This is a genomic window from Massilia oculi (assembly GCF_003143515.1).
Classification (GTDB): Bacteria; Pseudomonadota; Gammaproteobacteria; order Burkholderiales; family Burkholderiaceae_D; genus Telluria; species Telluria oculi.
This window is the reverse complement of the sequence record NZ_CP029343.1, coordinates 3,932,385-3,946,135: the sequence shown is the minus strand read 5'-3', so window position 1 is coordinate 3,946,135 and position 13,751 is coordinate 3,932,385. Positions and strand designations below refer to the sequence as shown.

Below are 13,751 nucleotides of genomic sequence, written 5' to 3'. Positions count from 1 at the left end.
AGGGTCAGCGCAACGGCGCGAAGAACAGCTGCTCGCCGGCCGGCTTGAACGAGGCGATGCGCGCCTGCCCTTCGGGCGAGGTGATCCACTCGATCAGCTGTTTCGCGCCCTTGTAGTTCACGCCGGCGTGCTTCGCGGGATTGACCGCGATGATGCCGTAGGGGTTATACATGCGCTTGTCGCCTTCGACCACGATCGCCAGCCCGGTCTTCGCTTTGTACGCGCCATAGGTGGCGCGGTCGGTCAGCGTGTAGGCGCGCATCTCGGCCGCCATGTTCAGCACTTCTCCCATGCCCAGGCCGGCCGATACGTAGTTGGCGCCCTGCGGCTTGACGGCGGCGCGCTGCCAGTAGCCCTTTTCCATCGCGTCGGTGCCCGAGTTGTCGCCGCGCGAGATGAACTTGACGTTCGCGCCCGCGATACGCTGGAAGGCGTCGATCACGTCCTTCGAGCCCTTGATGCGGGCCGGGTCCGATTGCGGACCGACCACGATGAAGTCGTTGTACATCACGTCGCGCCGGTCCACGCCCCAGCCTTCCTCGACAAACTTGTCTTCCATCGCGCGCGCATGGACCAGGGTCACGTCGACGTCGCCGTTCTTCGCCAGTTCGAGCGCCTTGCCGGTGCCGACCGAGATCACGTGGACCCTGGTATTGGTTTTCGCTTCGAACACCGGCAGCAGGTGCTTGAGCAGGCCCGAGTTCTCGGTGCTGGTGGTGGTCGACAGCTTGATCACTTCCTGCGCCAGCGCCCATGGCGAGGCGAAGGCGGCGCATGACAAGACGGCGAGCAGTGAACGGCGTTGCATGTTGATCTCCCTGGGTTATCGTACTTCGAGTTGCCCGTCGCGCAGCTTGAGCCGCCGCACGCCGGGCAGGTTGATCAGGTCGCGGTCATGGCAGGCCATCACCACGCTGCCGCCCTGCCCGACCAGGGTCGGGATCAGCCCGATCACCTGCTCGCGCGCCGCGCCGTCGAGGTTGGCCGTCGGTTCGTCCAGCAGCAGCAGGCGCGGCTGCAGCACGCGCGCGCGCGCCAGCGCCACGCGCTGCTTCTCGCCGCCCGACAGGCGGGCCGGATCGTTGTCGCGCAGGTGCAGCACGCCGGCCCAGGCCATCGCCTCGTCGACCAGGCCGCGCACCAGCTGCCTGTCCACACCGCGCGCCAGCAGGCCGTAGGCGATGTTATGGCCGACGCTGGTCGAGAACATGATCGGATGCTGGTGCACGTAGACGATGCCGCGCCGCAGCGCCGGTGGATACGGGTACAGCGGCAGGCGGCTGCCTTCGAACTCGACCGTGCAGGCATCGCACCGTTCCAGGCCGCCGAGCATGCGCAGCAGCGTGCTTTTTCCGGTGCCGTTGGCGCCGGTCAGCACGTAGGCGCCGCCTTTCTCGATGTCGAGCCGGGCGACGTCGAACAGCAGGCGCTCGCCGTAGGCCTTGCGCAGGCCGTGCACGGTCAATAGCGCCGTCATAAGCGTGCTCCCGGATTGTGCGCCTCGCCCTGCAGCAGCACCAGCACGCCGTTCATCAGCAGCGCCAGCGTCACCAGCACGATGCCCAGCGCGATGCCCTGGGCGAAATCGCCCTTGCTGGTCTCGAGCGCGATCGCGGTGGTAATGGTGCGGGTCTCGCCCTCGATATTCCCGCCCACCATCAGCGCGCAGCCGACTTCCGAGATCACGCGCCCGAAGCCGCTGATCACGGCCGCCATCACGCCATAACGGGCCTCGTGCAGCACGGTGAACATCACGCGCATGCGCGAAGCGCCGTGGGCGATCGCGGTCTCGGCGTAGCGCGGGTCGAGCGCCTGCACCGCCGCCAGCGTGAAGGCCAGCAGCACCGGGAGGCCAATGATGAGTTGCCCCAGCACGATGCCCGGCTGCGAGAACAGCCATTCTAGCCCGCCCAGCGGCCCGCGCCGCGACAGCATCAGGTAGAGCAGCAGGCCGATCAGGACGGTGGGCAGCGACAGCGCGGCCTGGGCCAGCCAGACCGCGATGCGGCGCCCCGGAAAACGGTGCATGGCGATCAGGTAGCCGAGCAGCACCGCCGGCGGCGTGGCCAGCATCAGGCCCAGCAGGCTGGTCTTGATCGAGATCCAGACGATGTGCCACAGCGCCGGGTCGCCGCTGAACAGCAGCGCGAAGGCGTGCGCGGTGGCGTCCAGCAGCGCCATTACTCGCGGAGTTCGGTGTCGGCGCGCAGGTCGGGACGAACGTAGGGCGTATCCAGCAGCTGCGGCTCGAACACCAGGCGTTCATGCCCGGCCAGCAGCAGGAAATGGCGTCCGCTGCAGCGCGCCAGCAGCGACATGCCGACCCGCTCGGCCACCATCTGGCCCATCTGCGTCGTGCCGGAGCGCGACAGCAGGAAGGGAATGCCCATCTGGGCGCCCTTGATCACCATCTCGGACGTGAGCCGGCCGGTGGTATAGAACACCTTGTCGGCGCCATCGACGCCGTCGAGCCACATCAGGCCGGCGATGGCGTCGACCGCGTTGTGGCGGCCCACGTCCTCGACGAAGTACAGCAATTGTCCGTCGCCCGTGAACAGCGCGCAGCCGTGCACCGAGCCGGCCTGCTTGTACACAGACTGCTGGGTTCGGATGGTGTCGACGATGCGGTAGACGCTCGCTTGCGCCAGGCGCGCGTCGGCGGGCAGCGCGATCCGGTCCACCTCGTCCATCAGGCCGCCGAACACCGAGCCCTGGCCGCAGCCGGTCGTGACCACCTTCTTCGCGGTGCGCGCCTCGACGTCGTCGATGCCGTGGCGGGTGACCACGGCCACCGCGTCCACCGACCAGTCGACCTGGATCGACACGAGGTCTTCCAGTGCGCGCACCAGGCGCTGGTTGCGCAGGTAGCCCAGCACCAGCGCCTCGGGCGCGCCGCCCAGGGTCATCAGGGTGACCAGTTCGCGCCGGTCGACGTAGATCGTCAGCGGCCGTTCGGCCGGGATGGCGATGGTGGAACGGCGTCCGCGCTCGTCGATGGCCAGCACCTCGTGGGTCAGGACGGCGCGCGCCTCGGACAGCGCCGGCCGCCCGGCTCGAGACCCATTGCGCGCATCGCTGCGCATCACGCTGTGCACCCCGTTGCCGCTTGCGTCCTTCCTGGCCAAGACACTGTCTCCTGTCGGTTGTTGGCGGTTTTACAAGAACAGTATAAACCTCCAGGGACGGCGCACGGCTGAAACCATTTACTTTCATGCAAGTTCGCTTGCGATGCGCCGCGCCAGGCGGTATAACATCTGCCCCTGTCGATCCACTCACCGTCATGCATTCCACTGACTATCGCCGCATCAGCGACATCCTGCGCCACGGCGCCGCCCGCGCCCCGGACGACCCGGCGCTGATCGAGGACGGCCGCGCATGGTCGTACGCGCAGCTGGCGGACATCGCCGATGCCTGCGCGGCGCTGCTGCGCGAACTCGGCGTGCGTCCCGGCGACCGCGTGATGGTGGTGGCCGAGAACGGCGTGGCCCAGGTGGCGCTGCTGTTCGCCGCCGCCGCCATCGACGCCTGGAGCGTCAGCGTCAACGCGCGCCTGAGCGAGGGCGAGCTGGAAACCATGCGGGCGCACAGCGGCGCGCGCCGCGTGCTCTATGTGACGGGCAATTCGGCGGATGCCGCGCGGCACGCGGCGCGCGCCGGCGCCCTGCCCTGCACCGACGGCGTGGACGGCCTGCTGGCCGGCCCGCTGATCGATGCCTGCGCGCCCGAGCCGGTGGACGCCGGCGGCGACCAGGTCGCGGCCCTGGTCTACACCACCGGCACCACCGGCCAGCCAAAAGGCGTGATGCTCAGCCACGCCGGCCTGCTGTACGTGGCCGCCACCTCGAGCCGCCTGCGCGGCCTGACCCCTGGCGACCGCGCCTGGGGCGCCCTGCCGTTCTCGCACGTCTACGGCCTGGCTTCGGTGCTGCTCGGCACCCTGTACGCGGGCGCCTGCCTGCGGCTGGCGCCGCGCTTCAACGCTTGCGCCCTGCTGGCCTCGATCCGCGCGGGCGAACTGACGGTCGTGCAGGGCGTGCCGGCAATGTATGCGCGCCTGCTGGCGCAGGCGCAGGCGGATGGTGGCGCCACGCCGATTCCGTCGCGCCTGCGCTTTTGCTACGCCGGCGGCTCGCCGCTCGATCCCGTCCTCAAGCGCGCGGTCGAGGCCTTGTTCGGCCTGCCCCTGCACAACGGCTACGGCCTGACCGAAGGCGGCCCCACCGTCAGCCAGACCCGGCTCGACGCGCCGCGCGCCGACAGCGCGGTCGGCCTGCCGATTCCCGGCGCCGAGGTGCGCATCATGAGGCGCGACGGCCTCGAGGCCGGGCCGGGCGAGGCGGGCGAACTGTGGATGCGCGGTCCGGGCCGGATGCGCGGCTACTACCGCGATCCGGCCGCCACCGCGGCCGCGCTGAAGCCAGGCGGCTGGCTGGCCACCGGCGACCTGGCGCGCCAGGATCCCGACGGCGCCATGTTCCTGCTGGGCCGCACGCGCGAGCTGATCATCCGCTCCGGCTTCAACGTCTACCCGGTGGAGGTCGAGATGGCGCTGAACGCGCATCCGGCGGTCGTGCAGTCGGCCGTGGTGGGCCGCCCGCTGCCGGCGGCCGAGGAAGAAGTGGTGGCCTTCGTCGAGGCGCGCGGGGTCGACGAGGCGACGCTGCAGGCCTGGCTGCTACCGCGCCTGGCGCCCTACAAGCGCCCGGCCCGCATCGTGTTCATGGACGCGCTGCCGGCGGCGCCGAGCGGCAAGATCCTCAAGAGCCGCCTTCCCCGCTAGCGGCGCCGCTTCTTCCAGTCGTAACCGGGGCCGGTGACGTCCACGCCGGGATGGCCCACCATGTCCGGATGCTCCGAGCACATGGTGATGAAGCGCACGCCTTCGCCGGCGCGCTGGCGCTGGCGCAGCTCTTCCATGAACCGCATCGCCGGCACCATCTCGCTGGTGTCGAAAGGCCGGGCATGGGGCGCGCTCGCGGTGGCGCCGACGACGGTCCAGTACACCATATACATCGCTATTCTCCTTGCTGAACGTGCCGCCATTTTAATGCCGACAGAAAGTAGGATTTGTCCGAAAAAAGCCGATTGTGTGGGCCACTTCACATAAGCGCTCGCATCGGGCCGTTAGGCTGGCATCTGTGTTCATTACGCAGGTACCGACTTCATGAATATTTCAACCGGCCCTTCCACGCAAGACCTTGCCCTGTGGGGCGGTCTCGAATGCACGGTCAACCGCGTACGCGACAATTACTTCAGCCAGATGGACCGCAATGGCCACGCCGGCCGCCTGCAGGACATCGAACGCTTCGCTTCCCTCGGCATCGGGGCGATCCGCTATCCGGTATTGTGGGAACGCACCGCTCCCGACGGCGTCGACAAGGCCGACTGGTCGTGGCCTGACGAGCGCCTGTTGGCGCTGCGCCAGCTGGGCATCAATCCGATCGTGGGCCTGGTCCACCACGGCAGCGGCCCGCGCCACACCAGCCTGGTCGATCCCGCCTTCCCCGAGCTGCTGGCCGACTACGCCGGCGCGGTGGCGGCGCGCTATCCCTGGGTCGAATACTACACGCCGGTCAACGAGATCTGCACCACGGCGCGCTTCTCGGGCCTGGCCGGGGTCTGGTATCCGCATGGCGGCGACGAAGCCACCTTCATCCGCGCCCTGCTGGTGCAGTGCCGCGCCACCGTGCTGTCGATGCGCGCGATCCGCGCCGTCAATCCCCATGCCAAACTGGTCCAGACCGACGACCTGTCGAAGACCTATGGCACGCCCGAGATGGAAGAGATCAGCGGCTTCTTCAACGAGCGCCGCTGGCTGGCCTGGGACCTGCTGTGCGGGACGATCGACGAGCACCACAAGCTGTGGACTTACCTGCGCGACTCCGGCGCGGGCGAGGAAGAGCTGCGCTGGTTCCGCGACAACCCCTGCCCGCCCGACGTGATCGGCGTGAACTACTACATCACCAGCGAGCGCTGGCTCGACCATCGTCCCGAACGCTATCCGGAGACCCATCGCCACGTGTTTCGCGGCGTGCCGCACGCCGACATCGAGGCGCCGCGCGCGCTGGCCACGCCGACGCCGGGCATCGGCCCGCTGCTGATGGAAACCTGGGAACGCTATGGCCTGCCGATCGCGGTCACCGAAGCCCATATCGACGCCAACCGCGAAGACCAGATGCGCTGGCTGCTCGAGATCTGGAACGCCGCGCTCAAGGCGCGCCAGCAAGGCGCCGACGTGCGCGCGGTCACGGTATGGGCCCTGCTCGGCTCCTTCGACTGGAACTGCCTGGTGACCGAATGCCGCGGCTACTACGAGCCGGGCCCGTTCGACGTGCGCGGCCCGGCGCCGCGGCCGACCGCGCTCGCCACCCTGATGCGCGAGCTGGCCAGCAAGCGTCCGCTGTCCAATCCGGTGCTGCAGGGCGAAGGCTGGTGGCGCCGGCCGGGCCGGTTCTGGTGCAAGCCGGTCGCGACCCGCACGGCGGTGGCCGACATCGCCGTGCGCAGCCAGTTCAAGTCGACCCCCGTGCAGCCGATCCTGATCTCGGGCGCCAGCGGCACCTTGGGGTCGAGCTTCAAGCGCATCTGCGAGAAGCGCAACCTGGCCTGCCACGTGCTGACGCGCCAGGAGATGGACATCACCGATCCGGCCTCGGTGGAAGCGGCGATCGTGCGCTTCAAGCCGTGGGCGATCGTCAATGCCGGCGGCTACGTGCGGGTCGACGAGGCCGAAGCCGATCTTGACCGCTGCATGCGCGAGAACACGCTGGGCCCGACCGTGCTGGCGCTGGCCTGCATCCGCCACGCGCTGCGCTTCATGACCTATTCGAGCGACCTGGTGTTCGACGGCGCCAAGGAACAGCCGTATGTGGAATCCGATGCCGCCAATCCACTTAACGCCTACGGCCGCAGCAAGCTCGAAGCCGAGCAGCGCGTGCTGGAAGCCGACCCGCAGGCGCTGGTGATCCGCACCAGCGCCTTCTTCGGTCCCTGGGACCAGCACAACTTCGTGACCCAGGCCCTGAACGCGCTCGACGTCGGCCTGCCGTTCCAGGCGGCGCACGACGCGACGGTGTCGCCGACCTACGTGCCGGACCTGGTCAACGTGTCGCTGGACCTCCTGATCGACCGCGAGCGCGGGATCTGGCACCTGACCAATGGCGAAGCGCTGAGCTGGGCCGAATTGGCCCGGCGCGCCTGCGCGGCGGCCGGAGTCTCGAGCGAGCGGCTGCAGGAAGTCTCGGTCGAAGAGTACGGCTACGCCGCCCGCCGGCCGGGCTACAGCGCCATGAGCAGCGAGCGCGGACTGCTATTGCCGTCGCTGGACGATGCGCTCAAGCGCTATGTGGAAGCGGTGCAGGATCGGGCCAATGGCCACAGTCTCGGTCATGAGCATGCGGGGGAAGCGGCGCATTACGCGCGTTGATGCCGCGCACGCGCGGCATCAAGGTGGGTTCATTACGCCTCGGCCGCCGTGAACTGCAGGTGATACAGATTGGCATACATGCCCTTGTGCGCCAGCAGTTCGTCATGCGTTCCCTGCTCCACGATGCGCCCGGCCTCCATCACCACGATGCGGTCGGCGCGCTCGATCGTCGACAGGCGGTGCGCGATCACGATCGTGGTGCGGCCGGCCATCAGGGTATCGAGCGCCGCCTGCACCGCGCGTTCGCTCTCGTTGTCCAGCGCCGACGTCGCCTCGTCCAGGATCAGGAGCGGCGCATCCTTGTAGATCGCGCGCGCGATCGCCACCCGCTGGCGCTGGCCGCCCGACAGGCGCGAGCCGTTCTCGCCGATGCGGGTGTCGATGCCGTCCGGCAGGCGCGCCACCACGTCCGTCAGGTGCGCGGCGCGCACCGCCGCCGCCAGGCGCTCGTAGTCAACCTGCTCGGCGCCATAGGCGATGTTGGCCGCCAGCGTATCGTCGAACAGCACCACGTTCTGGCTCACCATCGCCAGCTGGCCGCGCAACGAGGCCAGCCTGATGTCGGTATACGGCACGCCGTCGAGCAGCAGGCGGCCTCCTTCCGGATCGTAGAAACGCGTGACCAGGTTCACGAAAGTGGACTTGCCGCCGCCCGACACGCCCACCAGCGCCACCGTCTGCCCCGGCTTTACTTCCAGAGAGACGCCGTTCATGGCCGGGTTCAGTGCGTTCGGATAGCGGAACACCACGTTTTCCAGCACCAGGTGGCCGCGTGCGCGGCCCAGTTCGCGGTTGCCGGTATCGACCTCGGGTTCCGAATCGATGATCCCGAATACCGTCTCGGCCGCCGCCATTCCGCGCTGCATCGGGCCGTTCACCTCGGCCAGCGATTTCAGGGGCGTGAGCAGCATCAGCATCATCGTCACGAACTGGGTGAATTCGCCCACCGTCATGTCGGCCTGGATCGCCAGCACGATCACCAGCGACAACGCCAGCGAGGTCGCGATCTGGGTCACCGGGGTGGTGGCGGCGAAGGCCACCGTCATGCGCTGCGAGAAGCCGCGCAGGGCTTCGCTGCGCTGGTGGAAGCGCTGGCGCTCGTACTTCTCGCCCGCGAACACGCGGATCACCTGGTGGCCGCGCGCGGCTTCCTCGACCACGCCGGTCATCTCGGCGGTGACGCGCTGGCTCTCGCGGTTCAGGTTGCGCAGGCGCTTGGTGGTGGTGCGCACGATGACGGCGGTCAGCGGGATCACGATGATCGCGACCAGGGTCAGCTTCCAGTTCAGGTACAGCAGGGTGCCGAGCAGGCCGATCACGACCAGCACGTCGCGCACGCAGGCCACGAACACCGACTGGATCATGTCGACCACCTGGCGCACGTCGTTGACCACGGTGTTGATGATCTTGCCCGTCGATTCGTCCTGGTAGCGCGCCACCGGCAGGCGAAGGACACGTTCAAAAGCAAGTGCGCGCATGTCGTTGAGAACCCGCGACAGCACCCAGTTGTTGAAATAGGCGGTGCCGAAGGTGCCGATGCCGCGCAGGATGAAGATCGACACCAGGATGGTGGGGATCCACCACAGGCTGAAGCCGACGTTCTCCTTGAAGCCATCGTCGAGCAGGACCTTGAGCGCCTCGCCCAGCAGCGGCTGGGTGGCGGCCGTGACGGCCATCGACAGCAGCGCCATCCAGGCGCGCGATTGATACGGTTTGACCAGCGCGAGCAGGCGCCGGACGATCACTTTAGTTTCCACGTTGTTCAACCTTTGCTTCCCTCGCCGGGCCGGCGGCCAGGCAGAATCCCATGAGCAGGAACACCATCAGCGCATAGAACATGCTGCCCTTGAGGGACCAGAAAATGACTTCGGTCAGGCCGAAGCTGAAGTAGCACAGCACCACCAGCATGCCGGCCAGCGCCGGCGCAAAGCGCCCTTTCGCGTCCAGGCCGACGCGGCCCATCTGGCGCGCGAAGAAGATGAAAGGCGCCGCCAGGATGCCGATCCAGGCCGCCAGCCCGAACACGCCGCCGGTGGCGAGCGCCTGCAGGGCGTCATTATGCAGGTGTTCAAGCGACAGGATCGCCGGATCGAGCGTGCCCTGCTCCACCAGGCGGCGGATCTCGGCGCGCACCGTGTTGCGGTCCAGGCCGAACAGCGGCCGTTCCTCGATCAGGATCGCCGCGCCCTTCCACAATTCGAGCCGGGTGCCGACGTTGGTGAAGACGTTGCCGCCGTCGACCCAGGTCTGGACGTCGTCCACGCCCTGCAGCGCGCGCTCCTGCATGCCGGTGGCCGGCACGAGGAAGGCGGCGCCGACCAGGGCGAAGCTGCCGGCCAGCAGCAGCCGTACCTTGCGGCTCTTGAGCAGCTGGGCATAGGAGAAGAGCAGCAGCGCGGCCAGCGCCAGCGCGACCCAGGCGCCGCGGGTGCCGGTCAGCATGCAGGCGGCCAGCCCGGCCACCGTCCCGACCCCCGCCAGCAGCGCCTTGCGGGTATGGTGGCGATAATCGATCGCCGCCGTCAGCGCCACCAGGCCCAGCACCAGGGCCAGGTCGCCGAAGGTGATCGCATTCAGGAAGCCCCCTGGCCGCTCGACCTGCAGCACGATGCGCTGCCAGGCGACGAAAGGCAGCGCGGCCACGCTGCCGGCCACCACGCCCCACCACAGGACGGCGGGAGACGGCCGCGCCAGCAGGACCAATGCCATGCAGCTCATGCCGAGCAGCATGCGCGAAGGCTTGTCCAGGGTATCGAGACCGGCCTCGGGCCGGACCAGCACGGCGACGACGGCCAGCGCGAACTGGAGCCAGAAGGCCGCGACCACCCAGCGGATCTCCTTCCAGTGCGGCGTCAACGCGGCCCAGGCCTTGCGCGGCACGCACAGGGCCGACAGCAGGAACAGGAGGCTGGAAAATCCGATGCCGGAAGGCGTGGTCAGGCTAAGGAAGGGAAACAGGAAGACCTGGAAGCCGATCCAAACCTGCATTGGCTCCCGGGACATCATCGGCTTATTGTTCATTCAGGTTCTTGTGGGATATTCTTGCGACCTAGTCGGCTATTGAATCGGACAGCAATGCAGCAAACACAGACAATTTCGGTCGTGATCACCACGTACAACCAGCCCGACGCCCTGCAGGCGGTGGTGGAAGCCTGTTTTTTCCAGGACGACAAGAATTTCGAAATCATTATCGCTGATGACGGCTCGACTGCCAACACGCGGGACTGCATCGAACGCCTGGCCGCCAGGTCGCCGGTGCCCTTGAAACATGTCTGGCAGCCGGACGACGGCTTTCGCGCCGCCATGGCGCGCAACCGCGGCACGCTGGCGGCAACAGGCGACTATATCATTTTCCTGGACGGCGATTGCGTCCCGCAGCGCGACTTCATCCGCCGCCACCGGGCGCTGGCGCAACCCGGCTTCCTGGTTTCCGGCAGCCGCATCCTGCTGAGCCAGGGGCTGACCGAGCGCGCGCTGCGCGAGCACATCGACGTCGCGGGCATGTCGGTGGGCGAACGCCTGCGCCATCGCCTGTCCGGCGACATGAACAAGGTGATCCAGACGATGCTGCGCTGGCCCGACCTCGGCCGCGTGCGCCGCAAGTTCAGCTGGCGCCGCATCAAGAGCTGCAACCTGGCGGTATGGAAGTCGGATCTGGTGCAGGTGAACGGCTTCGACGAGAGCTTCACCGGCTGGGGCCACGAGGATTCGGATCTCGTGGTGCGCCTGTTCCACGCCGGCGTGCTGCGCAAGGACGGCGCGCTGGCCACCGAGGTGCTGCACCTGTGGCACCGCGAGGCGCAGCGCGATCAGGAATCGAGCAACCGCAAGGTGGTGCTGGAGCGTGCGGCGAACGGGACGACGCAGGCGACGATTGGACTGCGCGAGCACCGTTCGTGAAGGCTGCCGGCGAGGCGCCGACAGCCCTTCCGCGCCGCGGTGCGGCGGGGAATATCAGGAGAGGTTGATCAGACCAAGCCGACAGGAAGTTCCGTTGCCTGGGCCACGCCGACGATGTCGATCGCAACCGGCGGCTTGTAGACGTAAGGGATGAAGTCCATGCCGTCGGACGTGCTGGCGAGCACCTGGGCCTTGTTCTCGACGCTGTCGCTGAATTCGAGCATGATCTGCTCGCGGCTCGAATCGTCGACCCGGGTCAGCCAGTAGGCGTAGCCGTCGGGGTCCGGCGCACGGTTCAGGACGTTCTGGTACAGACGATCCAGGAAGATTTCGTCGGTCGGATTCTCGCCATACTTTTCCTTGAATTCCGGCGCCCAGGTGAATTCGTGGGCGATCTGCTGCAGCGAAGCGCCCTTGTCGACACGGTCGATCCAGTAGCCCAGGCCGAACGGTTCGGCCTCGCGGCCAAGCGCGGCCTGGTACAGGCGGAACACCGAGGCCGCGGTTTCGTCGATCGCCACCCAGCCATCGCTGAACTGCAGGCGCTCGACGTTGTACAGGCCGTCCACGCCGCCGCTGCGGTCCGTCACCGCATGGCCCCAGCTCTGCTGGGCGATCGCGTAGTCGGCGCGCGCGCCCTGGAACACGGCGATGTCGATGCCGGCGCCGCCGCTGATCGCGACATTGTCCGCAGTCATGGTGAAGGTATCGGCGCCGCTGGTGCCGACCTTGTTGAGGGGATTGTCCACCGTGAAGTCGATATTGCGCGTCGCACTGGTGGCATTGCCCGCCACGTCGACCGAGGCGCCGATCACCTTGTACACGCCATTCGGCAGCGGCTTCGAGTTCAATTGCCAGGTGCCATCGGATCGCACCTCCGCCTTGCCGATCGTGATGAAATCGCCGTCGCGGTACAACTCGATGGTGCTGCCGGCCTCGCCGGTGCCGGCGAAGATCGGTTGATTGCTGCCTTGATTGAGCCCGATGGTGACTGAGGGCGCCACCGGCGCCGTGGCGTCGACGTTGAAGGTCACCGTATCGCTCGGCGCCGACACGTTGCCGGCGTCGTCGGTGGCCGTCACGTAGGCGCGATAGCCCAGGCCATCCTTCAGCGAGATCGACGACTTGGCCCCCACAAACCATTGGCGTCCGTCTTGACGGTGGCGACCAGCTGGTTGTCGATGTACACGCGCACCGTCGAATTGGGTTCGGCGGCGCCGGTCATCGTCGGCATATTGCCGCGCGCGTAGTCCTTCGCGTTGAGCGTCAGGCTCAGCACGGGCTTCCCGGGCGCCAGCAGGTCGGCCAGGTTGGCGCGTTCGACGCTCATGTCCGCGAACTGCAGCACGTCGATATTGCGCAGGGTGGTAGTGCCTTGTGTTGAGTGCGATACCGCCAGCGCGCCATTGCCCAGATCGCTGAACGAATAAGCGCTGCGATCTGCATTGAATACTGCCGTGTCCCGGCCCGATCCTCCGTCGATCATGTCGTTGCCTCCGTTGCCTTGTAAAATATCGTTGAATGCGGTGCCCGTCAGGGTGTCGGCCCTGTCGGTGCCCGTGATATAGCGTCCTCCGGTGGTGCTGTTGATGCCGAGCGCACCGCGCAGGCCATCGCCGCCATACAGCCAGTTCAGCGCCGCGATATCGTAGGGGCTGTAGGTGCTGTGGACGCGGCCGTCCGGGGTGTACGACATCAGGGTATTACCGGTGTGGTCTTCATTACGGCTCAGCACGATCTGCGCTCCGTCGCCGCCTTCCTCGTAGAACGGGTGTTTCAAGCCCAGCACGTGGCCAAGTTCGTGCAACAGGGTTTCATAACCCTGGCCGCCGGGCGTCAGATTCTGCGTCATTCCCCGGTACTCGGCGTTATCCAGGTACAGGTAGGCGTTGGCGCTATAGCTGGCCAGGGAACTCGAACCACTGTAGCCCGCGCGCCAGCTGGCCAGGCCGGTGGTGTAGGCGCCTTCGATGTCGAGATTGGCGAGATGAATCTGCGCCAAGCCGCCATCGCCCGTTTCCTCGAAAATAATCCCGGTCACCTGGTGCAGGTAATCGAACGCGGTGCGCGTCGCCGCCTGCTGGGGCACCGAAAACATCTCCTGTCCACTGCGCCCGGCTTCATTGCCCGAGGCGATGGAGAAGGTGTAGTACAGGGTATTTCCGTAAGGATTAGGAGTAAGGAAGTTCCAATCCGGACCCTTGTCCAGGAGGGCATCAATATGATTCAAGCCCGAAAGCGGTGTGACGGTGATGTCGGAAATGCTGGCCATGAGGGTGAAGATCGTTTCTACGTGGAAATTGGTATGAAGAACTCGCTAACAATGGAGTATTTCCTGCTCAACAGTTCAAGTCAAATCCGATTTTCAATCGTGCGCACCTCTTGCATACTCATCAAGGCTCGTATGCAACACTTGCCGGCACGT

At 67.0% G+C, this 13,751-nt stretch carries 12 protein-coding genes; 3 read left to right on the top strand and 9 right to left on the bottom strand.

The annotated features are described in order from the left end of the window. Positions 1-4: 4 nt before the first annotated feature. Genes DIR46_RS17900 through DIR46_RS17885 form a run of 4 tightly spaced genes read right to left on the bottom strand, consistent with a single transcriptional unit; the run spans position 5 to position 3,083 of the window. A complete protein-coding gene (locus tag DIR46_RS17900) occupies positions 5-808 on the bottom strand; it encodes an ABC transporter substrate-binding protein (RefSeq protein ID WP_109346448.1) in 804 nt (267 codons plus the stop codon). A 15-nt stretch (positions 809-823) separates the two neighbouring features. Beyond that, positions 824-1,477: an ABC transporter ATP-binding protein gene (locus DIR46_RS17895; protein ID WP_109346447.1), complete on the bottom strand. Its 654-nt coding sequence runs from the start codon at positions 1,475-1,477 to the stop codon at positions 824-826. Beyond that, positions 1,474-2,181 carry an ABC transporter permease gene (locus DIR46_RS17890; RefSeq protein ID WP_109346446.1) on the bottom strand — a complete coding sequence of 236 codons (708 nt, stop codon included), beginning with the start codon at positions 2,179-2,181 and terminating at the stop codon, positions 1,474-1,476. The genes DIR46_RS17895 and DIR46_RS17890 overlap by 4 nt, the downstream gene beginning before the upstream one ends. After that, positions 2,181-3,083 (bottom strand): formate dehydrogenase accessory sulfurtransferase FdhD, encoded by a 903-nt coding sequence (locus tag DIR46_RS17885; RefSeq protein ID WP_205289179.1) that lies wholly within the window; start codon positions 3,081-3,083, stop codon positions 2,181-2,183. Before DIR46_RS17885 ends, DIR46_RS17890 begins: the two co-directional genes overlap by 1 nt. 197 nt (positions 3,084-3,280) lie before the next feature. On the opposite strand from DIR46_RS17885, the gene DIR46_RS17880 reads away from it, so the two are divergent. Next, positions 3,281-4,780, top strand: coding sequence for a class I adenylate-forming enzyme family protein (locus tag DIR46_RS17880; RefSeq protein ID WP_109346444.1), 1,500 nt, complete (start codon positions 3,281-3,283; stop codon positions 4,778-4,780). Here the strand turns inward: DIR46_RS17880 and DIR46_RS17875 are convergent. Next, a complete protein-coding gene (locus tag DIR46_RS17875; RefSeq protein WP_109346443.1) occupies positions 4,777-5,013 on the bottom strand; it encodes a hypothetical protein in 237 nt (78 codons plus the stop codon). The two genes, DIR46_RS17880 and DIR46_RS17875, sit on opposite strands and share 4 nt — an antisense overlap. A 151-nt stretch (positions 5,014-5,164) precedes the next feature. Here DIR46_RS17875 and DIR46_RS17870 point away from each other — a divergent pair, with 151 nt between their 5' ends. Beyond that, a complete protein-coding gene (locus tag DIR46_RS17870; protein ID WP_109346442.1) occupies positions 5,165-7,426 on the top strand; it encodes a family 1 glycosylhydrolase in 2,262 nt (753 codons plus the stop codon). Positions 7,427-7,458: 32 nt separating this feature from the next. Here DIR46_RS17870 and msbA read toward each other — a convergent pair whose 3' ends face one another. Beyond that, positions 7,459-9,183 carry a lipid A export permease/ATP-binding protein MsbA gene (msbA, locus tag DIR46_RS17865; protein ID WP_109348061.1) on the bottom strand — a complete coding sequence of 575 codons (1,725 nt, stop codon included), beginning with the start codon at positions 9,181-9,183 and terminating at the stop codon, positions 7,459-7,461. Continuing rightward, positions 9,173-10,414 carry an O-antigen ligase family protein gene (locus DIR46_RS17860; RefSeq protein WP_229446294.1) on the bottom strand — a complete coding sequence of 414 codons (1,242 nt, stop codon included), beginning with the start codon at positions 10,412-10,414 and terminating at the stop codon, positions 9,173-9,175. Before DIR46_RS17860 ends, msbA begins: the two co-directional genes overlap by 11 nt. Before the next feature lie 87 nt (positions 10,415-10,501). On the opposite strand from DIR46_RS17860, the gene DIR46_RS17855 reads away from it, so the two are divergent. Next, positions 10,502-11,326 carry a glycosyltransferase family 2 protein gene (locus DIR46_RS17855; protein ID WP_109346440.1) on the top strand — a complete coding sequence of 275 codons (825 nt, stop codon included), beginning with the start codon at positions 10,502-10,504 and terminating at the stop codon, positions 11,324-11,326. 68 nt (positions 11,327-11,394) lie between these two features. Here the strand turns inward: DIR46_RS17855 and DIR46_RS17850 are convergent, their stop codons facing one another. Both DIR46_RS17850 and DIR46_RS17845 read right to left on the bottom strand, forming a co-directional pair. Further along, complete coding sequence (locus tag DIR46_RS17850) at positions 11,395-12,462, bottom strand: DUF4214 domain-containing protein (protein ID WP_109346439.1); 1,068 nt, start codon at positions 12,460-12,462, stop codon at positions 11,395-11,397. Beyond that, the gene (locus tag DIR46_RS17845) at positions 12,435-13,598 is read right to left on the bottom strand and encodes a reprolysin-like metallopeptidase (protein WP_109346438.1); all 1,164 of its coding nucleotides are present in this window, start codon (positions 13,596-13,598) and stop codon (positions 12,435-12,437) included. The genes DIR46_RS17850 and DIR46_RS17845 overlap by 28 nt, the downstream gene beginning before the upstream one ends. Positions 13,599-13,751 lie beyond the last annotated feature (153 nt).